General features: G+C 44.1%; 30 protein-coding genes, 1 tRNA gene and 2 other annotated features. Of the genes, 22 read left to right on the top strand and 9 right to left on the bottom strand.

What is annotated here, in order from left to right:
- Positions 1-46: 46 nt before the first annotated feature.
- On the top strand, positions 47-268 hold the full coding sequence (locus tag AR337_RS04385; RefSeq protein WP_059170766.1) for a hypothetical protein: 222 nt from the start codon (positions 47-49) through the stop codon (positions 266-268).
- 210 nt (positions 269-478) lie between these two features.
- On the opposite strand, the gene AR337_RS04380 is transcribed toward AR337_RS04385, so the two are convergent.
- From AR337_RS04380 to AR337_RS04370, 3 genes are all read right to left on the bottom strand, one after another.
- Positions 479-1,054 (bottom strand): dihydrofolate reductase family protein, encoded by a 576-nt coding sequence (locus AR337_RS04380; protein ID WP_059170765.1) that lies wholly within the window; start codon positions 1,052-1,054, stop codon positions 479-481.
- A gap of 369 nt (positions 1,055-1,423) precedes the next feature.
- A tRNA-Leu gene (locus tag AR337_RS04375) sits at positions 1,424-1,507 on the bottom strand.
- Positions 1,508-1,589: 82 nt separating this feature from the next.
- Positions 1,590-2,861 (bottom strand): MFS transporter, encoded by a 1,272-nt coding sequence (locus tag AR337_RS04370; RefSeq protein WP_059170764.1) that lies wholly within the window; start codon positions 2,859-2,861, stop codon positions 1,590-1,592.
- 166 nt (positions 2,862-3,027) lie between these two features.
- Between AR337_RS04370 and AR337_RS04365 the strand changes: the two genes are divergently transcribed.
- The 8 genes from AR337_RS04365 (at position 3,028) to trpA (ending at position 10,831) form a co-directional block, all read left to right on the top strand.
- Positions 3,028-3,657, top strand: coding sequence for an MOSC domain-containing protein (locus AR337_RS04365; RefSeq protein ID WP_059170763.1), 630 nt, complete (start codon positions 3,028-3,030; stop codon positions 3,655-3,657).
- 113 nt (positions 3,658-3,770) lie between these two features.
- Positions 3,771-4,018 (top strand) — a binding site (T-box leader).
- 96 nt (positions 4,019-4,114) lie between these two features.
- Positions 4,115-4,362, top strand: a binding site (T-box leader).
- A 116-nt stretch (positions 4,363-4,478) separates the two neighbouring features.
- A complete protein-coding gene (gene trpE / locus AR337_RS04360; RefSeq protein WP_059170857.1) occupies positions 4,479-5,831 on the top strand; it encodes an anthranilate synthase component I in 1,353 nt (450 codons plus the stop codon).
- A complete protein-coding gene (locus tag AR337_RS04355; protein WP_059170762.1) occupies positions 5,828-6,439 on the top strand; it encodes an aminodeoxychorismate/anthranilate synthase component II in 612 nt (203 codons plus the stop codon). Before trpE ends, AR337_RS04355 begins: the two co-directional genes overlap by 4 nt.
- Complete coding sequence (gene trpD / locus AR337_RS04350; RefSeq protein WP_059170761.1) at positions 6,411-7,436, top strand: anthranilate phosphoribosyltransferase; 1,026 nt, start codon at positions 6,411-6,413, stop codon at positions 7,434-7,436. The genes AR337_RS04355 and trpD overlap by 29 nt, the downstream gene beginning before the upstream one ends.
- Positions 7,437-8,228 (top strand): indole-3-glycerol phosphate synthase TrpC, encoded by a 792-nt coding sequence (trpC, locus tag AR337_RS04345; protein ID WP_059170760.1) that lies wholly within the window; start codon positions 7,437-7,439, stop codon positions 8,226-8,228.
- Positions 8,225-8,827: a phosphoribosylanthranilate isomerase gene (locus tag AR337_RS04340; RefSeq protein WP_059170759.1), complete on the top strand. Its 603-nt coding sequence runs from the start codon at positions 8,225-8,227 to the stop codon at positions 8,825-8,827. The genes trpC and AR337_RS04340 overlap by 4 nt, the downstream gene beginning before the upstream one ends.
- 14 nt (positions 8,828-8,841) lie before the next feature.
- The gene (gene trpB, locus AR337_RS04335; protein WP_172797509.1) at positions 8,842-10,050 is read left to right on the top strand and encodes a tryptophan synthase subunit beta; all 1,209 of its coding nucleotides are present in this window, start codon (positions 8,842-8,844) and stop codon (positions 10,048-10,050) included.
- The gene (gene trpA / locus AR337_RS04330) at positions 10,043-10,831 is read left to right on the top strand and encodes a tryptophan synthase subunit alpha (RefSeq protein WP_059170757.1); all 789 of its coding nucleotides are present in this window, start codon (positions 10,043-10,045) and stop codon (positions 10,829-10,831) included. Before trpB ends, trpA begins: the two co-directional genes overlap by 8 nt.
- 35 nt (positions 10,832-10,866) lie before the next feature.
- On the opposite strand, the gene AR337_RS04325 is transcribed toward trpA, so the two are convergent.
- Positions 10,867-11,472, bottom strand: a complete 606-nt coding sequence (locus tag AR337_RS04325) for a class I SAM-dependent methyltransferase (RefSeq protein ID WP_059170756.1) — start codon at positions 11,470-11,472, stop codon at positions 10,867-10,869.
- A 124-nt stretch (positions 11,473-11,596) separates the two neighbouring features.
- Here AR337_RS04325 and AR337_RS04320 point away from each other — a divergent pair, with 124 nt between their 5' ends.
- Positions 11,597-12,202 (top strand): hypothetical protein, encoded by a 606-nt coding sequence (locus AR337_RS04320; RefSeq protein ID WP_059170755.1) that lies wholly within the window; start codon positions 11,597-11,599, stop codon positions 12,200-12,202.
- A gap of 302 nt (positions 12,203-12,504) precedes the next feature.
- Positions 12,505-13,584, top strand: coding sequence for a tRNA 2-selenouridine(34) synthase MnmH (gene mnmH / locus AR337_RS04315; protein WP_059170754.1), 1,080 nt, complete (start codon positions 12,505-12,507; stop codon positions 13,582-13,584).
- Positions 13,585-13,710: 126 nt separating this feature from the next.
- On the opposite strand, the gene sda is transcribed toward mnmH, so the two are convergent.
- Entirely contained in the window at positions 13,711-13,842 is a 132-nt protein-coding gene (gene sda / locus AR337_RS04310) for a sporulation histidine kinase inhibitor Sda (RefSeq protein WP_059170753.1), read from the bottom strand.
- 250 nt (positions 13,843-14,092) lie between these two features.
- Between sda and AR337_RS04305 the strand changes: the two genes are divergently transcribed.
- From AR337_RS04305 to AR337_RS04270, 8 genes are all read left to right on the top strand, one after another.
- Positions 14,093-14,338, top strand: coding sequence for a hypothetical protein (locus AR337_RS04305; RefSeq protein ID WP_059170752.1), 246 nt, complete (start codon positions 14,093-14,095; stop codon positions 14,336-14,338).
- 28 nt (positions 14,339-14,366) lie between these two features.
- On the top strand, positions 14,367-14,570 hold the full coding sequence (locus tag AR337_RS04300; protein ID WP_059170751.1) for a DUF6501 family protein: 204 nt from the start codon (positions 14,367-14,369) through the stop codon (positions 14,568-14,570).
- 58 nt (positions 14,571-14,628) lie between these two features.
- A complete protein-coding gene (locus AR337_RS04295; protein ID WP_253701503.1) occupies positions 14,629-15,213 on the top strand; it encodes a GNAT family N-acetyltransferase in 585 nt (194 codons plus the stop codon).
- 42 nt (positions 15,214-15,255) lie between these two features.
- A complete protein-coding gene (gene crcB, locus AR337_RS04290) occupies positions 15,256-15,645 on the top strand; it encodes a fluoride efflux transporter CrcB (RefSeq protein WP_059170750.1) in 390 nt (129 codons plus the stop codon).
- The gene (locus AR337_RS04285) at positions 15,645-15,986 is read left to right on the top strand and encodes a CrcB family protein (RefSeq protein ID WP_059170749.1); all 342 of its coding nucleotides are present in this window, start codon (positions 15,645-15,647) and stop codon (positions 15,984-15,986) included. The genes crcB and AR337_RS04285 overlap by 1 nt, the downstream gene beginning before the upstream one ends.
- A 101-nt stretch (positions 15,987-16,087) precedes the next feature.
- On the top strand, positions 16,088-16,630 hold the full coding sequence (locus AR337_RS04280; RefSeq protein ID WP_253701472.1) for a sigma-70 family RNA polymerase sigma factor: 543 nt from the start codon (positions 16,088-16,090) through the stop codon (positions 16,628-16,630).
- A gap of 1 nt (position 16,631) precedes the next feature.
- Positions 16,632-17,996, top strand: coding sequence for a signal peptidase I (lepB, locus tag AR337_RS04275; RefSeq protein ID WP_059170748.1), 1,365 nt, complete (start codon positions 16,632-16,634; stop codon positions 17,994-17,996).
- Between the two features lie 92 nt (positions 17,997-18,088).
- The gene (locus AR337_RS04270) at positions 18,089-18,358 is read left to right on the top strand and encodes a hypothetical protein (protein WP_059170747.1); all 270 of its coding nucleotides are present in this window, start codon (positions 18,089-18,091) and stop codon (positions 18,356-18,358) included.
- 94 nt (positions 18,359-18,452) lie between these two features.
- Here the strand turns inward: AR337_RS04270 and AR337_RS04265 are convergent, their stop codons facing one another.
- Complete coding sequence (locus AR337_RS04265) at positions 18,453-19,001, bottom strand: hypothetical protein (protein ID WP_059170746.1); 549 nt, start codon at positions 18,999-19,001, stop codon at positions 18,453-18,455.
- Positions 19,002-19,285: 284 nt separating this feature from the next.
- On the opposite strand from AR337_RS04265, the gene AR337_RS04260 reads away from it, so the two are divergent.
- From AR337_RS04260 to AR337_RS04250, 3 genes are all read left to right on the top strand, one after another.
- On the top strand, positions 19,286-20,116 hold the full coding sequence (locus AR337_RS04260; RefSeq protein WP_059170745.1) for an ABC transporter substrate-binding protein: 831 nt from the start codon (positions 19,286-19,288) through the stop codon (positions 20,114-20,116).
- A 134-nt stretch (positions 20,117-20,250) separates the two neighbouring features.
- Positions 20,251-20,910, top strand: a complete 660-nt coding sequence (locus AR337_RS04255; RefSeq protein WP_059170744.1) for an amino acid ABC transporter permease — start codon at positions 20,251-20,253, stop codon at positions 20,908-20,910.
- A gap of 183 nt (positions 20,911-21,093) precedes the next feature.
- On the top strand, positions 21,094-22,287 hold the full coding sequence (locus tag AR337_RS04250) for a M20 family metallopeptidase (RefSeq protein WP_059170743.1): 1,194 nt from the start codon (positions 21,094-21,096) through the stop codon (positions 22,285-22,287).
- A gap of 250 nt (positions 22,288-22,537) precedes the next feature.
- Here AR337_RS04250 and yidC read toward each other — a convergent pair whose 3' ends face one another.
- The 3 genes from yidC to AR337_RS04235 form a co-directional block, all read right to left on the bottom strand.
- The gene (gene yidC / locus AR337_RS04245) at positions 22,538-23,320 is read right to left on the bottom strand and encodes a membrane protein insertase YidC (RefSeq protein WP_059170742.1); all 783 of its coding nucleotides are present in this window, start codon (positions 23,318-23,320) and stop codon (positions 22,538-22,540) included.
- Between the two features lie 28 nt (positions 23,321-23,348).
- Positions 23,349-23,639, bottom strand: a complete 291-nt coding sequence (locus AR337_RS04240) for a hypothetical protein (RefSeq protein ID WP_059170741.1) — start codon at positions 23,637-23,639, stop codon at positions 23,349-23,351.
- 144 nt (positions 23,640-23,783) lie between these two features.
- The gene (locus AR337_RS04235; RefSeq protein WP_059170740.1) at positions 23,784-24,362 is read right to left on the bottom strand and encodes a biotin transporter BioY; all 579 of its coding nucleotides are present in this window, start codon (positions 24,360-24,362) and stop codon (positions 23,784-23,786) included.
- Positions 24,363-24,422: the final 60 nt, after the last annotated feature.

Genomic DNA, 24,422 nt, shown 5'->3' with positions numbered 1-24,422 from the left:
AATAAAAATTGAATGTTACTTCGTAAAATGAAGGGGAATCAAATTGATGAGTAAGTTCAAAATCGCCTCGAATTCATTTTTCGCTCTTTTAATTTTATTGATAGTAACAATGTTATTTAAAATTTATTTTGATTATCAGAATTATATTAAACATCCTGAATGGTCAGCACCTTTTTCAGCTCATTTGATAACAACAGGTGTAACGTATGGTGTTCCAGTAATTGTGGCATTGGTTTTAGCTGTCTATTTTAACACAAAGGCAAAGTAACTGCTTGGCTGAATTCATTCTGAGCCATTTAGACTGTAGCCAAACTTCCACCGGATTGCCTACAGTCCTTTTATTTTAGGCTCTGATAAAGTTTCATGTTGATATTAGGTATAAAAACGGAACTTCCACAAATTAGGAAGTTCCGTTTTATTGTTATTGGCTTGTTAAACTAGAGTACCCAATAGCGTAATCTACTTTAGGGAGACAAGGTCATCTAACCGTCTGGTAAATGAGACCTATTGCTCCAGAATCAAAGGTCTTGTTTTCGATAAGTTTAAGATTGATCTTCTCTTTGAGACCTCGGAATAACGGTAACCCGCTGCCGATCAGGACGGGAGAAACCGTAATTCTATACTCATCGATTAAATCAAGCTGCATAAGGTGGTGTGCGAACCTAGGACTGCCGAGGATGACCATATCCTTGCCTGGCTGCTGTTTGAGGTTCTTGATCTCTTCCTCTACATCTTCTTTCACCAGTCTGGAATTGTTCCACTCTACTTTCTCCAGCGTCGTGGAAAAAACGATTTTGGCAGTCTTTTCGATCCACTCGGCATGATTCCGTTCATGCTGCGAAGCTGATGGGTTCGAAGGCACAGATGGCCAGTAACTGTGCATCATCTGATAAGTCCCACGTCCCCAAATGACAGTGTCGGCAGTACTCAGAATTTCTTTCGCGTGTTTCTCCAAATCAGCATCGTAGGAAACCCAGCCAATGTCCATTTCACCATTCGGCCCTTCTACAAAACCGTCAAGCGATGCGTGCAGAAATAGAACGAGTTTTCTCATTTTCAGTTCTCCTTGGTTTTGTTCATAAGGGATATTTACATTAACCATTTTAGCACATTTCAGTTTGAGTTGTTTCTTATGGATTGCTAATATAAACTGCCCGTTGGTTGAACAAGAAATTCCTCGATGAAGACAGTTTCGAGGAGGGAAATCGTATAAAAGTGTCTTCATAACCTCGATGAAGACAGTTCCGAGGAGGGAAATTGTATGAAAGTGTCTTTATAACCTGGATGAAGACAGTTTCGAGGAAGAAGATCGTATAAAAGTGTCTTCATGAACGGCAACACGTTTGGTTCGGGCACAAACCAGTGTTCAAATAAAAAAGAGTGCAAAACCATTATTGGTTTTTACACTCAGTCGAACTATTTATGCGGATGAGAGGACTTGAACCTCCACGGGGTTGCCCCCACTAGAACCTGAATCTAGCGCGTCTGCCGATTCCGCCACACCCGCAAATAAATTACTTTTATACTTTAACATATTTTCATTGGGCCTGTATAGAAAAGTTTAGAGCAGCCGAAAAATGCGGCTGCTCCTACGCGTTTTTGGGATGTTCTTTTCTGCCAGGACGGATTTTTAATAGGGCAACCAAGGCGGATAAGAGACACGCCCCGCTTAGTAAGACGAAAATCCAGACATCTGATTTTTTCAACAGGAGGGCGACTAGCGGGGGCCCTGCCGCTACTCCGATAAAACGCATGGAACTATAAATCGACGTAATTGTTCCGCGTTCCTTTTTCTCAACCCCCTCGGTTATCAATGCGTCGAGAGAAGGAAGGCAAACCCCGATTCCAACCCCGCATATCGTAAACATTACCAGCAGAAACCAGAGTTTTTCCGAGAAATAGAGTGCCGCGATTGAAACCCCGGCCATTAAAATTCCGCCCAGGATCAGCCACTTCATTAAGACCTTATTCTTTTTAATGGCTTTTCCGGCAATGAAGGATGACAAGCAAAGTGCCCCTAAAGGAAGTGCCAGGAATAATCCTTTTTTAATATCTTTAATGCCAAGCTCTTTCTCAAAAACCTCTGAGAGGTAAAAGAGAATTCCGAAGAGAACAAACATCAGTATGCCGCCAATAAAGAAAATGGAATAGAGCCAACGTCCCTTTTTAGTAAACGTGTCTTTAATATTCGAGAAAAATGTTTTAAATGGGACTGGCTTTGTATCGCTCTTTGGGCATTTTACCAAAAAGATCATCATCAGTATTGAAATGGCGCAAAAGACTGGAATCAAAACAAAGGGTAAAAACCAGACAATTCCCGCCAGGAATGAGCCTAAAACCGGGCTAAGGACTTTTCCGAACGTGTTCGATGTTTCAATGGCGCCAAGCGTGCTGCTAACATCGTCCTCTTTTTTGAACATATCGCCAACCAATGGCAGGACAATCGGCGCCGCGCCTGCAGCCCCTACTCCCTGCAATGCCCTTCCAGCCAGGATAACCCAGTAGGCATCATCCATCTTCCATGATGCCCAGGCAGAAATTGCCCCTCCAAGTGCTGTAATAATTAAGCTTGGAATAATGACCTTTTTCCTGCCGATATGGTCGGATAGGTAGCCGGCGACGGGGATTAAAAAAATCGCGACAATGGAATAAACAGTAATAATCATACTGGTTTTGAAAGGAGTAATCGATAACTCCGCCTCCATGGCAGGGAGGACCGGAATCAGCATTGAGTTCCCCAAAGTCATCACAAGGGGAATCGATGATAAAGATAGGATTGCCCACTTTTGCTTTGTAACAGCCGCAGATTTTTTTGATTTATTTTTGCCTGTTTCCTGGCATAGCTTCTCGCTGTAATCCATTGTAAGCCGAACCGCCTTTTCGACATATTTACATAAAAAGAATTTCCTGCAGCTAACCTTCAGGAAACGAACACATGAACTGGCTGTATCTTTACTATTTACCATTTCACTTTATTGTAGTAAAAAGAATATATCCTTTTATTTGAAAAGCGGGCTGATAAAAATAATGGTCACAACAAAAATCATACAACTATCAATCGGAAAAGCTAAAAGCTTCAAGAGGAACGGAAGTGAATTTGTATCTGCAATTGGGAAAGATCCGGTAGCAGAAGCCTATCTTACTAAGGACGGATTTATCGGGGACGGGATTGCCAATACAAAATTCCACGGCGGTCCGGACAGGGCGCTATGCCTGTATCCTTACGAGCATTATTCTTTGTGGGAAAAAGAATTCGGAAGGAAGCTTGTACCGCCTGTTTTTGGAGAAAACATTACGGCAACGGGGATGCAGGAGTCAGAAGTTTACATTGGAGATATCTTTAAAATTGGCGAAACAACTGTTCAAATTACACAGGGGAGAGTCCCATGCTCCACCATCTCAGCATTCAATTCAATTGACCCTTTTCTAAAAAGGGTTCATGAAACCTGTTTAACCGGGTATTTTTTTAGGGTCCTGGAAGAAGGAATGATAACGCCTAAATCAGAAATTCGCCTCATAGAACGGAACAAGCATGGGATAACTGTACTTTCTGCTGCTTCGGCAGTCCTGCATAGGAATGGTGGCGAGGAGTTTTTTCATAAGCTTGCTGCCATTCCAGAGCTTGCTGAAGAGTGGCGAATGAAGGTTGAAAAGTAATTTGGGCAAATCTTTGTCGCTCATCTGGATTTGAGCGACACCTTTATTGACGAACAAAATTAAAGTTTAATTGTTGACATTCAGAAAATTCGGGATTATTATAAGAAACAATACCAAAAGCAATGACGAAGAGGAGTAGCAAAGGCAGAAACTATAGAGAGCTGATGGTTGGTGCGAATCAGTGTCGATGCCTGTGTGAATGGACTTCCGAGCTTCCTGACCGAACCTATAAAAGGTGTAGGCCCAGGCGAATTGCCTAATCGTTACATTAGGCGCGTATTAGCCAATTTGGCTTGATACGGTCGAAGCGGGCTGTTTTTACAGCCAATGAAGGTGGCACCACGGGTCTCCCGTCCTTTTTTGGACAGGGGCCCTTTTTGTTTTTCAGGAAATTTTTCTGGAGCTTTGTTAAGACTAAATAACTTCAAAAAAGACTACGATTTATTAAACTGAATAGAGCAAATCGTTGAGCAAGGGGAGTAGGCTTTCATTAACTGTCACAGAGAACCGGGAAGGGTGCGAACCGGTACAGGGAGGAAAGTTGAATGGGCTTGCGAGAGGTTGCCTGAATGGAAAAAGTAGGGCTGCACGGATTCCGCCGTTAAAAGGATAGGGTATCGGATACATTTCTCGTACCTGAAAGAGGGAATGCCAGTTTTGGTATTCCAATTGAGGTGGCACCGCGGTCACAAAATCGTCCTCTATACACATTATTCCTATGTGTATAGGGGACTTTTTTATTTTAAAAAAAACGTGAGAGGCAAGGAGTGATTGCGTTGCCAGAAACAACCGGGACAACATTGAAGGTCCAGTACATTGAAATGCAGGGAGATACCCTGACGCCAGTGTCCATTTTTCAAAAACTGAAAGGAAACAAAAAGTTCCTCCTGGAGAGCTCATTAAAGCATACGGATGCTGGCCGGTATTCCTTCATTGGCGCGGTTCCAGCTTTTGAATTGATTTGCGAAGGAACAAAAAACAGGTTGATTGGGGAAGCCGGGGAGGAAACGGCAATCGAGGGGAATCCGCTTAAGGTTATCGAAAATCTGTTGCCAATCATTGAAGCAGATGTGCCATTCCCGTTCTTTGGGGGAGCGGCGGGCTATGCGGGCTACGATGTAATCAGGCTTTATGAAGATATAGGCATTGAACCTGACGGGGGGCTTGGGATGCCGGATTGCCATTTCATGTTTTTTGAAATCGTCATCGTTTATGACCATCTGAAGCAAAAGGTCTACATAGCAGGCGTACCGCTCCTTGACACAACATCTGCAGCGAGCCTTGCAGCAAAGCTTAAAAACATGGCGCTTGAACTGGCCAAGCCACATTATGAAGTGAATCCGGCGCCGTTTTCACTCGGAGCGTTCACCGGGACGATAACGAAACAGGTGTTCATGGATAAAGTTAAAGCAGTCAAGCGGCATATAGAAGAGGGAGATATTTTCCAGGCGGTCCTTTCACAAAGGATGGGCGCAAAGTTCAACGGTGATCCCTTTTCCTGCTACCGGATGCTTAGGACGCATAATCCGTCGCCGTACATGTTTTATTTTGAGTTCGGTGCATACAACGTGATTGGCGCTTCTCCAGAGAGCCTTGTAAAAGTGAGCGGAAGGACGGTTTACTCAAATCCAATCGCCGGAACTAGGCCAAGGGGGAAAAGCCAAGAATCAGATTTGGCACTTTCTAATGAACTGAAGCATGACGAGAAGGAACTGGCAGAACACCGGATGCTCGTCGACCTAGGGAGGAACGATCTTGGCCGGATTTGCGAATTTGGAACAATACAGGTCAGCAAATACCTGGAAATTGAGAAATACCGCCATGTGATGCATCTCGTTTCCGAATTGAAGGGAAAGCTCCGGCCCGAATTTTCATCCATTGATGCTTTGGCTGCCTGCCTTCCAGCCGGGACGGTTTCCGGGGCCCCGAAAATAAGGGCGATGCAGATTATCAATGAGCTTGAAGGGACGAAACGGGGCCTTTATTCAGGGGCCATAGGCTACCTGTCGGCTGGCGGGGAGATGGATTTTGCGCTTGCAATCCGGACTATGATCATTAAGGATGATACAGCTTTTATCCAGGCGGGTGCCGGGATTGTGTACGATTCAATACCTGATCTTGAATACGAGGAAACAATCCACAAACTAAAAGCATTTTTGGGAGGGCTGACATGATCCTGCTTATTGATAACTACGATTCTTTTACTTTTAATCTATATCAGTATATAGGCGAGCTTGGGAAAACCATCATGGTCTCGAGAAATGACAAAATTAACATTCAAGACATTCGGAAAGTAAACCCATCGGCAATAGTCCTGTCACCAGGGCCGGGAAAGCCGAAGGACTCCGGGATTTGCATGGAAATTGTCCGGGAACTTTACAGGGATTTCCCCATCCTCGGCATATGTCTCGGCCATCAAGTAATCGTTGAAGCGTTTGGGGGGACCGTCAGAAAATCGCTGTCAATCCGACACGGGAAGGTTTCCCAGGTTACCCATAACGGAAGCGGCCTTTTTTGGAACCTGCCTGGGAAGATCAATGTGATGCGCTATCATTCACTCGCAGCAGAAAAATCTAAACTCCCAAAGCCCTTGGTACTTGATGCGGTTGCGGATGATGACGGGGAGGTCATGGCGGTCCATCATCGGGACTTTCCAGTATATGGAATCCAGTTTCATCCCGAGTCGATCGGAACTTCATCGGGCAAACAAATTATCGAAAATTTCCTGAAAAGGATTGAAAGGAAGGATAGAGATGAGAGAATACTTGCTCCAACTGTCTGAAAGGATTTCCCTTACTGAAGAGGAAATGAAGGATGCAATAGGAAAGATGCTGAACGGGGAAGTAGAAGAAACAGAAATCGCTGCTTTCCTGATGGCTTTGAAAATGAAAGGCGAGGCACCGGATGAACTGGCGGGCATCGCAAAAGCGTTAAAGGAAAATGCGTTTGGGTTTGGCAAAAAGGTGCGCAATGCTATGGATAACTGCGGAACTGGAGGCGACGGAGCATCCACCTTCAATGTGAGCACCACTTCCGCGTTTGTAATCGCGGGTGCGGGAGTAAAGGTAGCCAAGCACGGAAACAGGAGTATTACCAGTAAAACCGGGAGCGCAGATGTGCTGGAGCATCTCGGCGTTCACCTTGATATACCTCCCGCTGTTTCCGAGGAAATCCTTGAGGAACTGGGAATCTCATTTCTGTTTGCACCTCATGTCCATCCCAAATTGAAAAAAATCATGGCTGTTAGGAAACAGATGAAGATTCCGACAGCGTTCAACCTGATTGGCCCCTTATCAAATCCAGTTGATTTGGATTACCAGCTTGTAGGGGTTTACAAACCGGAGTTCATACCGTTATTTGCAAAAACGCTTAAAGTACTCGGCCGAAAGCGGGCAATTGTCATCAATGGGAAAGGCTCCCTGGATGAGGCTTCCCTTGAAGGAGAAAACAATCTCGCAATCATTGAGGATGGAGATATCAAGTATTTAAAGTTTACTTCCGAAGAAGCAGGGCTTGAGTCGTTTAGCAATTCCGAAATAAAAGGAGGTTCGGCCGGAGAAAACGCAAAAATACTTTTGGACGTCTTGCATGGAAAAAAAGGGCCGTTCAGGGAGACAGTCCTGTTGAACGCCGGATTGGGAATTTTCGCGGCGAGGAGCTCGGAAAGCATTATCGAAGGAATTGAACTAGCGAGGCGGAGCATTGATTCGGGAGCAGCCTACAAAAAACTTGAAGGATTGAAGGACTTTTCCGCTCGGATACGAAAGGAGGCAATCTAAGTGGAGACAATTTTACATAAAATTCTAGCGGAAAAAGAAAAGGAAGTTGCCCTTTTAAAAGGAAAAGGCGTTTACCTTTCCAGGAACCTGCCGAAAAGAAAGCCATTCATCCAAACACTGAAGCAGGCAAGGGATCTTGCCATTATTGCCGAATATAAACGGGCATCCCCATCCAGAGGATTGATCAGCGGCAATATTCTGCCGGGGGAGCAGGCGAAAATATATGAGCAGGCAGGAGCAGCGGCTATTTCGGTGCTAACAGACCAGAAATTTTTTAAAGGATCATTCGATGACCTGAGGGAGGTGCGGAATGCAGTGGATTTGCCGCTTCTATGCAAGGACTTTATTATTGATGAATCCCAGATCAACCATGCATTTCGAGCTGGCGCCGATATCATCCTGTTGATTGCGGCGGCACTGGAAAAAACCAGATTACAGTCTCTCTATACTTATGCGAAATCGCTTGGGCTTGAGGTCCTTGTTGAGATTCATAATGAAGAGGACCTTCTAAAAGCTCAAAGTGCCGAGGCGAAAATAATCGGTATCAATAACCGTGATTTACGGACTTTCAATGTTTCATTGGGAACAACTTCAGCTTTGGGGCCAAGGGTGCGCGCTTCCGGAGCGTGCCTGATCAGCGAGAGCGGCATGAAAACGGCTGAGGATGCAAAGCTGGCAGCCAGGGCGGGTGCACAAGGCCTGCTGATTGGCCAGACGCTGATGGAGAGCGGAAGCCTTAAGGCAAGCCTTCGGGAATTCATTGTACCAAAGATGGAGGTGGCACAGCGATGAAGGTGAAAATATGCGGGATTATGGATGCCGGGACTGCTATAAAAGCAGTAGAGTTCGGGGTGGACGCACTTGGTTTTGTCTTTGCCGATAGCAAAAGAAGGATATCCCCCAGGCTTGCAAGGGAGATTATCGCTCAACTGCCATCTCAAATTTATAAGGTGGGCGTTTTTGTAAATGAACCAAAACAAAGAATTGAAGAAATTGCTGAATATTGCGGCCTTACCCATATCCAGCTCCATGGGGAGGAAAGCCCTGATTTTTGTAAAGGAATTTCTCTTCCGGTTATAAAAGCATTCAATATCGGAAGCCCTTCAGATCTTGAGCAGGTTACGCAATATGCGTGCGTTGGCTTTTTGCTCGACAGCCCAAAAGGCGTCTATAGAGGAGGAACAGGAATTCCATTTGACTGGTCGATGCTACAAAGAGCGGTGTTGGACGGCAAAAGATTCATTCTTGCTGGAGGATTGAACAGTGAAAATGTCGTCACAGCCATACGTACCGCCAATCCATTTATGGTGGACGTCAGCAGCGGAGTTGAAACGGATGGAAAGAAGGATTTGAATAAAATGAAAAATTTCATTCTTGCTGCAAAGCAATAAGGAGGAGAAGCATGATGAAAACATACACGATGCCGGACGAGAAGGGCCATTTCGGTACTTTCGGGGGAAGATATGTTCCGGAAACATTGATGCAGGCCATCTTACAAATGGAAGAAGCATACAAAGAGGCGAAAACCGATTCTTTATTTCAACTCGAGCTGGAAAGGCTTTTAAAGGAGTATGTCGGAAGGGAAACCCCGCTATATTTTGCTGAAAATCTAACAAGCCATGCGGGGGGAGCAAAGATTTATTTGAAGCGGGAGGATTTGAACCATACCGGCGCCCATAAAATCAACAATACGATTGGGCAGGCGCTGCTGGCATTAAGGATGGGAAAACGGAAAATTGTTGCGGAAACTGGAGCTGGGCAGCATGGCGTTGCAACAGCCACGGTTTGTGCTTTGCTGAACCTCGAATGCATCGTATTTATGGGGGCGGAGGATGTCAAACGGCAGGCATTGAACGTTTTCAGGATGGAGCTCTTGGGAGCAAAAGTTGTGAGTGTTCATTCAGGAAGCTCGACTTTGAAGGATGCTGTGAACGAGGCGCTCCGCTACTGGGTCGCCAATGTGGATGACACGCATTATTTATTGGGTTCTGTCATGGGCCCGCACCCATTCCCGATGGTCGTCCGGGATTTCCAGAGTGTAATTGGCAAGGAAACGAAAAGGCAATTTGCCGAAAAAGAAGGTTGCCTTCCGAATGCCCTGGTTGCCTGTATCGGCGGCGGGAGCAATGCGATAGGAATGTTTTACGATTTTATTGAAGATTACGACGTAAAGCTTTTCGGCGTTGAAGCTGCGGGGAGCGGAATCGGGACGCCATACCACGCCGCTTCATTAACAAAAGGAAAACCAGGCGTCCTCCATGGAGCTTTCATGTATCTTCTCCAGGACCGGAACGGCCAAATTCAGGAGGCACATTCAATTTCGGCCGGACTTGACTATCCTGGCGTAGGGCCGGAGCACAGCTACCTAAAGGATAGGGGAAGCGTCGAATATGATTCGATTACGGACGAAGAGGCGCTGTCCGCATTCAAGCTGCTGGCCGTCAAGGAGGGAATCATCCCTGCCCTCGAAAGCGCGCATGCTGTTGCCTTTGCGGTAAAGCTTGCCGCAAAAATGGAACCGGATGAATCGGTCGTTGTCTGCTTGTCCGGGAGAGGAGACAAGGATGTCGAAACGGTTAGGTCGAAAATTGAAGGAGGGGAAGCGCATGAGTAAATTGGCTGAAAACCTTAAGCGATTAAAAAATCGCAATGAAAAAGCTTTTGTGCCGTACATTATGGCGGGTGATGGCGGGCTGGAATGCCTGGCAGAAAGGCTTGTCCTGCTTGAAAGGCTGGGCGCATCCGCAATCGAAGTCGGAATTCCCTTTTCCGATCCGGTAGCGGATGGTCCGGTAATCCAGGAGGCCGGGTTAAGGGCGCTTGCCAGCGGAACGACTTTAAAGGGAACCATTGAACAGATAGCAGGCGTCCGGGCTTCAATTTCAATCCCGATTATCGTCATGACCTATTTAAATCCTATTCTCGCATATGGAATTGCTGATTTTTGCCGTGACAGCAAGGAAGCCGGGATTGCCGGATTGATTATACCCGACCTTCCCATAGAGGAGGAGGATCTGCTCGCCCCCTTTATCTCACAGGCAGGAGTGGAGTTGATCCGGCTGGTCACGCTGACAACTCCAATTGAAAGGATAAAGGCAATTTCGGAAAAAGGGAATGGTTTCTTATATGCGGTTACTGTAAAAGGAGTTACCGGGGGGAGAACCAATTTCCAGAAAGGGCTGGGCGCTTTTCTTGCCGAGGTAAAAAGGGCCAGCAGGATTCCCGTTTTCGCCGGATTTGGCGTTTCAAGCGGGGAACAGGCACGTGAACTCGCTGCCCACTGTGATGGAGTGATTGCCGGCAGCAAAGTTGTCCAACTTCTCCATGAGGGGAAAATGGATGAACTGGAGGAGCTGGTCTCTTGTTTTAAAAAAGAGGGCCTGCGTGCACAATAATGGCCTGTTTGTGAGAAAGGAAAAACCACATCCGATCAATGTGGTTTTTCCCCAGTCACGCAAACTGCAAGGGTGGGGCGTACTTTTTTAAGAGAAGTGTGTATGTTGATCAACCCTGCTTTATAAAAATCATGTTCGAGCTGTTTCGCGAGTTCCTTGGCTGTGTTATCGGTGTCACCTTTCTCTCTTGGCTGGACGGTAATAGCCATTTTGCCGCCTTTTTTTAGTGAACGTGCAATCAATTCCAAAGTTCCCTGCGGATTGTCCCAGAGTGGGTAATTGTTGACCGAGAAGACCCGGTCATACTTCTCAGGTTCCACATTAAAATCGGAAACTGCCCCACACCATAATTTCAGTTTTCCGGTTTCTAATAAGTGTTCGTGTTTTTTGGTTGCTGCTTCTTTCATTTTTTCAGAAAGGTCGATGCCTTCAATCCGTACATCTATAAAACCTTCTGAAATTTTATCTATTGCGTATCCTGGCCCAAATCCGATTTCTAGAACCGTTTGCCCGTTTGTAATGGAAAGCTGGTGTATCGTCCAATCGTTTAGTTTCTTGTTTTCTAAAAACATAATTTTTCCTGCAATTTTTCCCAAAAGGCCTTTAGGCACCCTGAATTGTTTCGCAAAATTGTTTAACATAACACCCTCCTTGGAAGGTGTTTACCCAAATTAACGGCATTCAAAAATTCGAATTAGGCTTGAAACGTGCGATTTGTTACAGAGGATTTCAAGGGAATTTATTATACTAGAAGAAGAGTCTGAATTGAGAAAATTAAGGAAGGAAGGTTGGGGGGATATGTGGCTGTATGAAGGAATCATTAGAATCCTGGACGAGAAAGGGCCGCTTCCAATCTCCTCCCTATACAATGAAGCAAGCAAGCTTTTCGTTAATGCAGGAATTGAGCCAAACCAGTCTGATATTTACTCGGCAGTTAATAAAAAACAAGAATTATTTTGGATAAATAAAGGGCTTATTTCTATTCAACCGAGCAAACAGCCGGTATACCTATCCGTCTATGCCGAAATGCCCGGAATCGGAGCCTATCAGCTCAGGGTAGATTTTATTAAAGGGTATTTTACGGCTATTGAATGGCGTGATATAGATAATCCGAGATTTCCTTCCAATACCGAGCCAAAAACACCGGGAGATATGGCGTTTTTTAAAACTCGTGTATACCGGTCGGCAATTTGGAACTGGGATAAACATTATCTTCCGGGGGAAGGAATTGTTCTCGATGGATTCAACTGGACAGTTAATATGAAAACAGTAACGGGAATTTACACATGCAGCGGTACAAATAAATATCCCGCTAAATGGAACATTCTTTGCAGAGGAATCAGAGAATTGACAGGCTATCCTTTTGGATGAGCCTTTTTTTGTTAAAGGGAGATATTTTTTGTCTTGAACATGAATAGATGAGTTTATCGGTAACTTTTTTGAATATATCGAAGGATTTTTCAGTATATCCGTAACTTTTTAAGATATATCCAGGAATTTTTCAATATATCCAGAACTGTCAAAAATCAGACATTTTTTTCAATGGGTAATAAAGGATTTGTGGCGCCAAATCAATAAACGATTAGCTGAATTAAGTCGGGGCATTTGCAAATAAGCGCAAATCCTATAAAATAAAAAGATAAAGTATAAAACACAGAGGTGCCAATCAAATTTTGAGAGAAATTACAATAGAAGAATTATTTAATGCAAAAAACCCAGTCGTGATCGATGTTCGTTCACCAATAGAATTTAAGGAAGGGGCCATTCCCGGCGCTTTGAACGTTCCTCTTTTTACGGATGATGAGCGGGCCGAGATAGGGACCCTATACAAAAAAGAAGGCTCCGATGCAGCTAAATGGCTTGCGATGGAGATAGTGTCGCCAAAGATACCAAACATGCTGAAGACAATCCGTGATCATGCGGGTCCAACCGGAATGCCTGTCGTGCAATGCTGGCGCGGCGGAAATCGGAGCAAGTCGGTTACTTCATTCCTTGAGTTTTCAGGAATAACTGCACGCAGGCTGCAGGGCGGCTATAAGGCATACAGGCAATATATTTTAAAGCGAACTCCTGAACTCCTGCCCGATAAAGCAGTCGTTATCCATGGGATGACAGGTACAGGGAAGACAGTGGTCCTACATATGCTCTCGCAAAAGGGCTATCCTGTTGTGGACCTTGAAGGGATGGCCGGGCACCGTGGATCAATATTCGGCGCAATCGGCCTTGGAGAAGGGCACTCACAAAAGATGTTTGACGCACTTTTATATGAGCGGCTTTCCGAATTGGACAAAGCTCCATATACGATTATGGAAGCCGAAAGCAAGCGGATCGGCCGAATTGTCCAGCCAGATGAACTAATGGATGTGAAGACAAATGGCATCCATATTCAAATCCATTTGCCCATCGAGGTACGGATCACCCATATTGAACAGGAATACATTACCCCTTACAAAGATGAGCCATGGTATCACGAAAAAGTGCAATCGGCACTGGAACGGATTATGAAACGCATTAAATCGCAGGAAGCAAAGGCGATGCTTGCGGAGTATTTAACCCAAAAAAATTATTCAGCCATGATTCAAGTTCTGCTTGAATCCTATTACGACCCGATGTATGAACATAAACAGCTTGAATACTTTGGTGAATTCAAAAACATCTATGCGAAGAGCTTTGAAGAAGCCGCGGCAAAAATCGAAGAATATTTGAAGGAAATGTCATTAGGTCCTGTTACGCATAATTCTGTTAAAGGCTAATTGTAAAAGCATCCTTTTTGATGCTTTTTTGCTTGCCAATCCAAGAGTAGATACGTCTCCTGCTTAAAAAAATTCAAACAGCCGCCGGCATTTTGCCGGCGGCTGAGTTCACATGGCGATGGTTCGTTACTTCTTGAAGGGCCTGAGCCCCCTGCGCTGAATTTCATCCTTCAGAACCTTAATCCATTCTTTTTCCGTTCCAGACTTCATTGCATCACGATACGAAACGACAAGCTGCTCATTGCTCATAATTTTCATTGGTTTGTAATGCCCTCCTTTGAAACGTAGATTGAATATTCAGTTTCTAACATTGTAAAGCTTAACTTAGCTTTTGGGAAGCTTTTTTTCGAAAATATTTAAAAAACAGTTCAAAAGGACTTGCACTCCAACTTTCCTACTAATCGGTTGGTTGCTATTCTCCATTCAACGAATTTTCAGAGATGTTTAGGACAATTTCTTCTCGTGGTAAAGAATAGTGCCACCCTATATAGAAAAGAGGTATGGAGAAATGAAAAAAGAAAATGAGTTATATTATCTCGAATACGGAAACTCCTATTATACGAATATGCAATTTATCCGAAAAGATACCATTTGCGATACATCCTATATGACTTTCAAAAATCCATTAAATGGTGATGTATTTACATTTGAAATGGATAAGATTAAGTTGCTTGAGGAAACCCCGAAGATTGAATTGGCATGGACTTCACACACAGAACCCCTTGCAGATACAGCCTCCAATTCATTATACTGAGAACAGATACTTTAAAGGGGGCTATAAAATGCTGCATTTGAACTGGCATGAAAAAGAGACACTGAAGCAAGTCAAATGTGTCCACTCCGACGCAAAAAAATATATCGTAAATAACGTCCTAACTCCAGGTAAGGTTTATGATGTTAAAAATGAAACGGATGAATTTATTTTTGTCGTCGACAAAACTGGTAAAGTTGGCGGGTATTACAAGGAGTATTTCCAGGATATTTAACAAAAGGGCTGCCGCTTTTCCGGCGGCTTTTTGTATTTGTTAGGGGATGAGAGTGGACATGCATATTCAAGGATCTATAGAAGGACTTAGCGTAATAATTGATCCAATGGACACAAGCCATGTTGATGCGCTGTGGGAGGCTGCCATGCCAAAGGAGATATGGCGGTTTATGGTAACAAAAATAGACAGCCGAGACGAAATGGAGCATGCTGTCAAAACAGCTTTGGAGGAGAAAATAAAAGGGGTCCAATTCCCTTTCATCATTCGAAGAAAAACGGATGGGAAAATAATTGGGAGCACACGATATCTTGATATTTCCCCACAAAACATGAGCCTTGAAATCGGCTGGACATGGCTGAATCCATCAGCTTGGAAAACGGCCGTAAATACTGAGTGCAAATATCTGCTTTTAAAAACAGCGTTCGAGGAACTTGGGTTCAACAGGGTACAGCTTAAAACGGACGGCAGGAATCAGGTTTCCCAAAAGGCAATTGAACGGATTGGCGCGGTGAAGGAAGGCCTCCTTCGGCAAGAGAGGAAGCTTCAGGACGGGTATTTGAGAGATACAGTCGTTTATAGCATCCTCGCATGCGAGTGGCCTTTGGTAAAAGAGAATTTGCTTAAAAAGCTCTCACGGGAATAATGCTTATTAGGCTTTTCGCCTTGATTTTTACATAGAAAGAATGTGGTTAAACTGACATACTTATTTGTCGGCCTCGGCGGTGCAATTGGCAGCATACTCCGCTATTACCTTTCGTACCTGCATGCTCCAGAATCGGTGATGCCCTATGGGACCTTGTTGGTAAACCTGTCAGGTTCCTTCTTGCTTGGCTGGTTCACCGCAAGGTTCGGCACTTTCAAAAAGCTCCACCCTCATCTATCAGCCGCTTTTTCAACAGGGCTACTCGGCTCATACACAACTTTTTCAACCTTTTGCCTTGAATTGGTAAAGCTGCTCGAAACAGGGCACTACTTTTACACATTAGCTTATTTAGTAATCAGCTTCGCAGGCGGGATAGTTCTTGCGTGGTTAGGATACAGGACGGCTTTCGTGAAAAGAGGGGGTGTGGAGTGATGAAGCTGCTAATGATTGCCGCCGGCGGGTTCATTGGAGCGGCCTGCCGGATGTTCCTTGCGCGCCGGATGAATAAAGGGGAAGGAATTCCGATCGGCACCATGCTTGCGAATTTTATCGGCTGTCTGCTGCTGGGGTTTTTGGCGGGGAAGGCGGCAAGCGGAAACGTGTACGCCTTATTCGGTATCGGCTTTACCGGCGCCCTTACGACGTTTTCCACGTTCATGATTGAACTTGTTAAGGCGCCCGGGAGAAATTCCCGCCTGAAATACATGGCCGCAAGCTTGGCCGGCGGTATTTTATTGGTTTATATTGGCCTCCTTATTGGCGGGGTGTTTTAAAAGAAGTGCTGGAGTCGGCGCTTCTTTTTTTAGTAAAAAATAATGAAACCAAATCCTGGCTCAGTCGTCTTAGCAGTAAGCGGAAATGGGGTGATGGCGGGTTGAACAGATTGAATGGCGAGGTAAATAAAAATCCTGATGATAAAGATGCGTGGTTCGAGGGGATTATGGATCAATATGGAGACCGATTGACCAAGCTTTCCTATAACTACACAAAGGATTGGAATCTGGCCGAGGATATTGTCCAAGAAGTCTTCATTACTTGTTACAAAGAATATGAAACCTTAGATAGCATCGTCTCCTTTCAAGCCTGGATATTCAGGATCACAATTAACAAATGCAAGGATTTGCTAAAAAGTTCATTTTTCAAACGGGTTTTCATGAATTCAAGTTTGCTTGCACTTACTAAATCTCCTGAACTATCTCCTGAAATGGTCACCGTGAAGAATTGTGAAGAGGCAATATTGTCTGAATGTGTTCTGGTGCTGCCCATTAAATACAGGGAAGTTATAACCCTCCATTATTACGATGAGCTATCGATTGAAGAAATAAGTGAAATTTTAAAAATAAATAGAAACACGATAAAAACAAGGCTAAAAAGGGCAAGGCTTAAATTAAAAATATTGATGGAAAGGAGGAGGTAAAATGGAAAAGGACCTTAGAAACCTGCGAAAAGCGATGAACTCTTCCACCCTCAAAGGGGTACATTTTTCAGAACTCCAGAAAGAGAAAATCAGGAACTCGCTTCGCCAAGAAGTAAAAAATGCCAACATTAAACCTTCGCTTCACCCTTACTTGATCACTGCTTTGGCTGCTTCCCTGTTTTTACTGCTTTTTTATCAGGATATCAATAAATCTTTTTTTGGCGGCCCAAATCATGGGGCGGAGGAGACTATTCAAGATAACATAACAAAACCGGAAATCGATTTGGTTAAAGAAGGAAGCAATACATTCATTATTGAGTATGGTTCCGACAATATGGACAGAGGAAACCATGATTTTCAATCTATTGATGGACTTCGGAAAACAGTTATAGAACGAACAAATCAATTTCAAAGGGGAACAATTGTTTATTATAAGTATCCAGGTGACAATATTTTAGTTAACCCACCTGACTATTACATGGGAAGGGTCGTGGGACTTCCAGGGGAGACAGTCGAAATTATAGACGGCCAGGTATATATAGACAGCAAGAAGCTAGAGGCCTTTTACGCAAAGAAAAGAAGGGGTGGGCTGGATATGGCAGCCTATCTTGCTAAGAAACTTCCACATTCTTATATTAACGAAGAAGACTTTAAGGAAGATATGCCTTCAATCAAAATCCCGGATTCGGCCATCTTTGTTCTAAGCGACGACTGGTTCCGAGGAACTGGCAGCCAAGACTTTGGCCCATTGGACATTTCAGCCATCGAAGGCAGGGTGCTGGGCTATTTAAAAGAAGATAAAAACAGGGTACGGCAACTGGAAAAATTAAGCCGCGGCCAAATCATTGAAATAGTTGAATCGATTAATCCGTATGCGCTAAAGCCGGCCATGACTGCCGAAGAAAGATACCAACTAAGGCAGCAAATATACAAAAACCTTACCCAGGATGAAATCGCGACTGTCAATGAACAGATTGTTACTTCTTCACAATTGTTAACAGGGCTTGTCGCGGATGATTTATATAGAAATCTTATAGATCAAAAGGATAAGAAATGGAGTGTGTTGGAGGGTTCGGAATGCTACCAGGTTCCCGAAAAATTGAACAAAGTTGCAAAGCTCGTTTTATATCCTCCGCTGCAGGATGATCTAAATACTGTTATGAAACTTTGCAAAGAAGGCGTGGAGGAGAGAAACGTCCTTAAAATTATCGATGCTAAACGAATTTTACAGGATTTATCCAACCATTTAATTGATGTTCCATATACTGGGCCAGGTGAAGGGGAAGTAGATTATGGAGATAAACACGACCAATACTTTAAAGCCACAAAAACATTGGAAGGAAGCCACAGCTTGATAAGTGATTAAACATTTATGGGCATATCGTTTGAGGGAGTAAGCATGATACATTTTAAATGAGTATCAGCCTTTATCTTCAGTTGACTTGGACGGAGGGGAAGATGGAATTGGTATATGAAGGAATCGCGACAGCCATCCTGATGGCCGGGATCGTATTTGCTGTTCTTCAAAGTAACAAAAAATCCAAAGACAAAAAGTTAAGGGTCTGGGGAAAAACCACAATGCTTATTATTGCGCCATTTTTTTCGTGGCTGGTTGGTAGGCTTTATGCTATAAGTGAAGGCAGTGGATTTGCAATGGTTGGAGTCCTTATGATTATGTTCCCAATCCTATTTGTACTTGGGTTTATCCTTTATTGGAAAGGGGCTTAACAAAAAAATTCATAAAAAAAAACACGCTTAGGTCCTGGAAAATGCCTTAGCGTTTTTGCATTTGTTTTGGATTTGATCTGAAACTGGAAATAAGCTAATCATTAATTGCTTTATGATAAGAGTGTAATAGCTTGACGCAATTTCTCCTCCCCTCTGAACCATGGCAAAACGAAAGTTGATTGGCATTGACTGCATAAATAATTCTATCCGATGCCTTTAGTTTTTTCGTACCGTCGATCGTAACACTTTCATAAGGTAAAAGGACTGTAATGATATGTGTATACTTCCTATCACCTGTTTTAATATCTTTAATCCAGAGGCGGATGTTTTCTGGTCTCGGTCCATCCAATTCAACACTTTTTTTTGCTTTGTATTGTTTAAAGTAAACATCCGAAGCATCGTGCACTAACCAAGGGTTTAACAACGCATAAATAAACATTTTTGTGGCATGTTCTTTTACTTCTATTTCCGTACCCTTCTCGATAATTTCATCCGTAAATTTAAGTTCTGTAACCGTTTCTTTTGAAAAAATTTCATTTGCCCTTTGAGACGCTTCTTCAGAATGTACTGCAAATAACAAAAGTCCGGAAAGTATTAAGGATTGAGTAATAATCAAAAACCCTCCTAGAATAATAATTTTCACGTATTCTCCCCTAATTTGTTATTAAATATTTAAAACCTGCTTAAGGCCATAAATTAAAAACCCTTCCATATTTCCTTGATATGACTGGGAAAGCTTCTCTTTTAATATGAAAGGGGGCTTATTTTTTTTTTTGCTTGAACGCTTTTCCTAAAAGTTGTGAAAATGACTCTACCATAAAAAAATTCTTGCAAAATAAAAACTTCCCCGCTAAAATAAACAACATAACTTTATCTCGCTAAAGAATTAGAGAATTAGAGAACTAAAGAATTAGAGGAGGAAGCATCATGAAAAAAGCTATCTGGTTTGTACTTATTCTTGCAGTGACATTAATGGCGACCGCCTGCGGGGGAAAGCCCGACATTCCAAATGCAGCCGGGAAAGCTGCGGAAACCTCAGCTTCAAATGGGAACACGTTGGATGAAATAATGAAGAAAGGCGAGATTACCATTGCTGTTGATGATACGTTCCCGCCTATGAATTACAGAAACGACAAAAATGAATTGGTTGGTTTTGATGTTGACCTGGCCAAAGCAGTTTCTGACGAGCTTGGCGTAAAGGCTAATTTTATCCCTACCGCATGGGACGGAATCCTGCCTGGGCTTGACGCAAAACGGTATGACATCATTATGTCCTCAATGGGCATTACCGAAGAGCGGAAACAAAAAGTTGATTTTGTCGAATATTTAAGATTGGGACAAATTCTGGCCGTACAAAGCGGCAACCCGCTCAATATTCAAACAAAAGAGGATCTGTCAGGGAAAATAGTCGGGGTCCAAATGGGTTCGACAAGTGAAAGTGCGGCGAGAGAAATTGAGGGAGTAAAAGAATTGAAGGCATATAACGGATACACGGATGTCTTTAATGACCTTGCGCTCGGCCGGGTTGAAGGCGTAATCGTCGCAGAGGCTGTCGGCAGATACTATGAAACACTTAAACCTGAAGTTTTCGATGTGGCGGGAGATCCATTTTTGAAGATGCCAGTGGGAATCGCAGTCCGTAAACAGGATGATTCACTCGAAAAAGCATTAAACGATGCTGTCGAAAAACTAAAAGAGAATGGCACGTTCACGGAAATTAGCGATAAATGGTTTGGGGAGGATGTAACCAAACAGTAGACGCTTTAAGCAAGATTGGGATAAAAGAGAGAAAACTGGGTTAGTTGTTACGAGGTAATTAGCACTAAAATAACAAAGCATTAACCAACTAGGAATTATTGGGTGGGTGTGATGAAGAGTAAGGAGAGAAAACAATGGAATTTTTCACATTTGCGCTTACGTATCTTCCCTATTTGCTGAAAGGGGCCCTTGTGACGGTTGAAATAGCGGTCATTGGGATTGCCGCAGGCAGTATAATCGGACTGTTTTTAGGACTAGGGAGGGTGTCCAAGGTTAGGTTTTTTTCAAAAATTAGCGGCTTTTACGTATGGGCGGTCCGTGGAACGCCGCTATTGCTGCAATTATTTGTTATCCATTTCGCGATTCCTTCGATGTTCAGCGCTCTGACGATGCCGCCGTTCGTCTCTGCTTGCATTGCCCTGTCGCTGAACGCCGGCGCTTATATCGCCGAAATTGCACGGGGAGCCATCCAGTCAATTGACAAAGGGCAGATGGAAGCTGCAAGGTCTCTTGGGCTCAGTAACCACCAGGCAATGCGGCATGTCATTATCCCGCAAGCCTTCCGTCGTATGGTCCCGCCGTTAGGGAATGAGTTCATCGCCCTAATCAAGGAGTCATCATTGGTTTCCACGATTGCGCTCTATGATCTGCTCCGTACCGGGCAGCAAATCATAAGTAGCACGTATCGGTATATGGAGATTTTTATAATGGTGGGGGCTATTTATTTATTGCTTACAACTCTCATGACAGCCATGGTTGGAAAAATTGAACGACGGGTAAGCGTGTACGAATAACAGTACGAAAATTATCGTGGCCTGCTCAATAGCAGGGTGGCCCATGATATGCCATTTGCCAAAGTGCCAGGGAATAGGGTAATTTTAAATGATAATGGGTTTTTGTTTTGCAAGCCCTCCGGGAGAACTCGTTGTTGTCAGAGAAAGATGAGTTTCCACGTTTTTTATTAGGAGGAAAAATAGATGGCAGTGGTAAACAATGAATTGGCCTCTGTAATTAAAGAAAAAGTTGAACAATTGTATCCAAAGCTGGTTGAGATGCGAAGGCAGCTTCATATGTATCCGGAGCTGAGCAACCAGGAATTCAAAACGACAAGCCAAATTATAAAGTGGCTTGAGGAAAACGGGATAAAGACAATCCCTTTGAGCCTGCCAACAGGCGCTGCAGTTGAGATAAAGGGAAGGGAAGCAGGTTCAACGGTTGCAATACGGGCAGATATCGATGCTCTGCCAATCCAGGAAGAATCCGATCTTCCGTTCCGTTCGAAAATAGACGGGATAAGCCATATGTGCGGCCATGATGTCCATACTGTCATTGCCCTGGGTGCTGCCATTGTCCTTCAGGGATTGGCCGGAGATCTTCCTGGAAATGTCAGAATACTATTCCAGCCTGCCGAGGAAGCGGAGGGAGGCGCGGAAGGCATGATCCAGGAAGGTTTGCTTCATGGAGTCAAGTCGATTATCGGCCTTCATAACAGCCCGGAATTGCCAACTGGTACGGTGGGGGTTAAAGATGGATTTTTAATGGCTAGTGTCGACGATTTTTGGATTACGATTAAAGGCAAAGGTGGGCACGCGGCCCTTCCGGAAAAAACAATTGACCCGATTGTAATAGGAAGCGCGATTGTCGGGCAGCTCCAGACAATTGCAAGCAGAACAATTTCCGCAAAAGAATCCGCAGTCGTAACTGTTGGTTCGTTCCAGGCAGGCGCAACAAATAATGTCATTCCGGATACGGCGAAGCTAAAGGGAACGGTTCGGACCTCGAATGAACTGGTGAGGCGAAAGATAGCCGAAGCCTTCAAACAGGTTGTGTCCAATACAGCCGCCGCACTTGGCGGGGAAGCGGAAATTGATTACCAATTCCTTTTGCCGGCCGTATTCAATGACGCAGAGGTCACTAGGATTGTCCGCGAAGTTTCCGAAACGGTTGTCGGCAAGGAGAAGACGGTTGTAGCCGAGCCAACGATGGGCGGAGAGGACTTTTCCTTTTACCAGCAGGAAGTTCCAGGCTGCTATGTTTGGCTCGGATCCGGCAATGAAGAAAAAGGGATTAAAGAAATATGGCACCACCCGAAATTCATGGTTGATGAGGAAGCAATGAAGATTGGCGTTGAATTGATGGTCCTATCGGCAATCGCTCTTTTGGAAAAATAAACAAAAAACCTTCCCGGAATTTATCGCCGGGAAGGTTTTCTTTGTCTAGCTCCACAAGTAACGCTTCGGCAGCATAGCATCGCACGAAGGAAAAGTGTTCTTCTTTTCCGAGGAGCGCCCAGCGCCTAGTGTACTTCGGTCCCCTCGCTACGATAAGTCAACATCGATTCGCTTTGCGCTCATCGTGTTTCCTTTATCTCCATCGGGGCCCTCCAGTCCATACGGCGCAAAACGGGCGCTTGCGCTTTTCTTATTTTTGAAGAGAAACTTTTACCTCTGCCTTTGGGGCTTGATAAAGGCGCCTGCTGATCAGTGTTTGCAAAATGAGGAACGCTCCGCCGACTGTCCAGTAAAGTGGAAGTGCGGCAGGTGCCTTCAAGGAAAACATCACAATCATGATTGGCGAAAGCAGCCCCATGAACTTCATTTGCTCCTGCTGCTGGGCGGGCATGCTTGATTGGGACACCTTGAATTGAAGATAATAGATAAGTCCCGCAATCAAGGTAATTCCGATATTCGGGCTTCCGAGGTTGAACCATAGGAAGGTGTGGGAAGCAATTTCCGCCGAATTCCGGATTGCGTAGTAAAAGCCCGTAAGGATGGGCATCTGGATCAGGATAGGTAGGCACCCCATATTCAATGGGTTTACGCCATGCTTTTGGTAGAGGGCAAACGTCTGGCTTTGCAACTCTTTTTTCTTGCCGGGGTCCTTTTCGGCTTTGATTTTCTTTTGCAGCTCGTCTAGGTCCGGCTTTAGGGTATCCATTTTCCCCTTCATGATCATTTGTTTTTTATACTGGCCAAGCATAAGTGGCATAAGCACGAGTCTAATGATAAAAGTAATCAGGATAATCGCGAGGCCGTAATTTCCGCCAAACAGTTCGCCAAGAAAATGAATGGCCGAACCGAATGGATGGACGAAAAAGCGTGTGAAAAAGCCCGAGTCCCCATTTGAAGCTGATGAGCAGCCAGTCATGGCCATAACTGCAATAAAAAGAATAGATGACAATAAAAGACTATTTTTACGTTTCATATTTCCTCCTGGTGATAGTTAGTTTGAATTAACTAGCAGGGAGGAAATGCTGGTCTTCCGAATCGTCATTTGAACCGTATTTTATTCGTATATATTTTCCAATCCAGAAGAGAATGGAATTAACGTTCTGTCTTAAGTTCTTATCCTGGATGGTCGAAAGGTGCAAAGCGGATAAGCCTGTTTCCTGTTTTTCAAACTCCGCGAAGGATATTTCTGTTCCCAAATCGATCAAGAGTTTCAGAGCAATCCCAAGATAGATACCGGTATAAATCGCGGTCCAGGCATTCATGTCATACAGCTCCGCAAGCAAGTCTATCATGGAATCACCTCCTTCTTGCAGATAAATAAAAGTATATAGCAGAACGGGAAAACAGGCAATGTGAATGAATGGAAATATTTGTTGTGGAACCGAGTTATATCTAGGGATAAAAAACAAAATGGGAAGCAGCCGCTTCCCATTTTTTTATGCGCTATGTTTCATGCTTTTATCCAGGGTGGCTAGGAGGTTGGCTGAAACAAGCCGCTTCCTGACTCCGGTTCCTATAGAGGCGGCAAGAAAGGCCTTAATGATCCCTACCGGTATGAAGGGATAGAATCCTCCTTTAAGAGCTCCTGCCCATGGCAGTCCCGCGGACATTTTTAGCCAAACAGTTCCGAACGCAAGTGTGACAATCATCCCAATCGTATTGGCAATCATCGCATTTTTCATAGTGAAAGAGGTCTTTTCCATATACCAGCCGATTATAAAGGCGCTTGGGATGAAACCGACGAGGTAGCCCCCGGTAGGTCCAAATAGAATAGATATGCCAGATTTCATTTCAGCAAAAACAGGTACGCCCACCGCGCCCAAAGCAAGATATACGAGAATGGACATGGTTCCATATCTGGAGCCTAGAATCGTCGCGGCTAGGCCGATTGCCAGTGTTTGGCCGGTGATTGGGACGAGCGGCAAAGGAATGGTCATCTGCGCCAGTACACCAGTTATAGCTGCAAATAATGCCGCAAGGATCATCCTTCTTAATCTTAATTGTTCGTACGTCATTTTATTCTCCCCTTTGTTATGTTAACCATATGTATATATTGGTTGACACTAAATACTTTA

This window comes from Bacillus sp. FJAT-27445 (assembly GCF_001510665.1).
In the GTDB taxonomy this organism is placed as follows: domain Bacteria; phylum Bacillota; class Bacilli; order Bacillales; family Cytobacillaceae; genus Bacillus_D.
Note: the sequence above shows the minus strand (reverse complement) of the source record. Positions and strands in the feature narration are given on the sequence as shown.

What these genes read in the sequence shown, in the direction of transcription:
- AR337_RS04385 (WP_059170766.1), top strand. Translation starts at nt 47, where the DNA reads ATGAGTAAGTTCAAAATCGCCTCGAATTCATTTTTCGCTCTTTTAATT.
- AR337_RS04270 (WP_059170747.1), top strand. Translation starts at nt 18,089, where the DNA reads ATGGAATTGGTATATGAAGGAATCGCGACAGCCATCCTGATGGCCGGG.
- sda (WP_059170753.1), bottom strand. Translation starts at nt 13,842, where the DNA reads ATGAAAATTATGAGCAATGAGCAGCTTGTCGTTTCGTATCGTGATGCA.
- AR337_RS04295 (WP_253701503.1), top strand. Translation starts at nt 14,629, where the DNA reads ATGCATATTCAAGGATCTATAGAAGGACTTAGCGTAATAATTGATCCA.
- AR337_RS04260 (WP_059170745.1), top strand. Translation starts at nt 19,286, where the DNA reads ATGAAAAAAGCTATCTGGTTTGTACTTATTCTTGCAGTGACATTAATG.
- trpB (WP_172797509.1), top strand. Translation starts at nt 8,842, where the DNA reads ATGAAAACATACACGATGCCGGACGAGAAGGGCCATTTCGGTACTTTC.
- AR337_RS04250 (WP_059170743.1), top strand. Translation starts at nt 21,094, where the DNA reads ATGGCAGTGGTAAACAATGAATTGGCCTCTGTAATTAAAGAAAAAGTT.
- AR337_RS04305 (WP_059170752.1), top strand. Translation starts at nt 14,093, where the DNA reads ATGAAAAAAGAAAATGAGTTATATTATCTCGAATACGGAAACTCCTAT.
- AR337_RS04365 (WP_059170763.1), top strand. Translation starts at nt 3,028, where the DNA reads ATGGTCACAACAAAAATCATACAACTATCAATCGGAAAAGCTAAAAGC.
- trpA (WP_059170757.1), top strand. Translation starts at nt 10,043, where the DNA reads ATGAGTAAATTGGCTGAAAACCTTAAGCGATTAAAAAATCGCAATGAA.
- AR337_RS04235 (WP_059170740.1), bottom strand. Translation starts at nt 24,362, where the DNA reads ATGACGTACGAACAATTAAGATTAAGAAGGATGATCCTTGCGGCATTA.
- AR337_RS04325 (WP_059170756.1), bottom strand. Translation starts at nt 11,472, where the DNA reads ATGTTAAACAATTTTGCGAAACAATTCAGGGTGCCTAAAGGCCTTTTG.
- AR337_RS04300 (WP_059170751.1), top strand. Translation starts at nt 14,367, where the DNA reads ATGCTGCATTTGAACTGGCATGAAAAAGAGACACTGAAGCAAGTCAAA.
- yidC (WP_059170742.1), bottom strand. Translation starts at nt 23,320, where the DNA reads ATGAAACGTAAAAATAGTCTTTTATTGTCATCTATTCTTTTTATTGCA.
- AR337_RS04370 (WP_059170764.1), bottom strand. Translation starts at nt 2,861, where the DNA reads ATGGATTACAGCGAGAAGCTATGCCAGGAAACAGGCAAAAATAAATCA.
- AR337_RS04340 (WP_059170759.1), top strand. Translation starts at nt 8,225, where the DNA reads ATGAAGGTGAAAATATGCGGGATTATGGATGCCGGGACTGCTATAAAA.
- AR337_RS04240 (WP_059170741.1), bottom strand. Translation starts at nt 23,639, where the DNA reads ATGATAGACTTGCTTGCGGAGCTGTATGACATGAATGCCTGGACCGCG.
- AR337_RS04355 (WP_059170762.1), top strand. Translation starts at nt 5,828, where the DNA reads ATGATCCTGCTTATTGATAACTACGATTCTTTTACTTTTAATCTATAT.
- lepB (WP_059170748.1), top strand. Translation starts at nt 16,632, where the DNA reads ATGGAAAAGGACCTTAGAAACCTGCGAAAAGCGATGAACTCTTCCACC.
- AR337_RS04380 (WP_059170765.1), bottom strand. Translation starts at nt 1,054, where the DNA reads ATGAGAAAACTCGTTCTATTTCTGCACGCATCGCTTGACGGTTTTGTA.
- AR337_RS04255 (WP_059170744.1), top strand. Translation starts at nt 20,251, where the DNA reads ATGGAATTTTTCACATTTGCGCTTACGTATCTTCCCTATTTGCTGAAA.
- trpD (WP_059170761.1), top strand. Translation starts at nt 6,411, where the DNA reads ATGAGAGAATACTTGCTCCAACTGTCTGAAAGGATTTCCCTTACTGAA.
- AR337_RS04285 (WP_059170749.1), top strand. Translation starts at nt 15,645, where the DNA reads ATGAAGCTGCTAATGATTGCCGCCGGCGGGTTCATTGGAGCGGCCTGC.
- trpE (WP_059170857.1), top strand. Translation starts at nt 4,479, where the DNA reads ATGCAGGGAGATACCCTGACGCCAGTGTCCATTTTTCAAAAACTGAAA.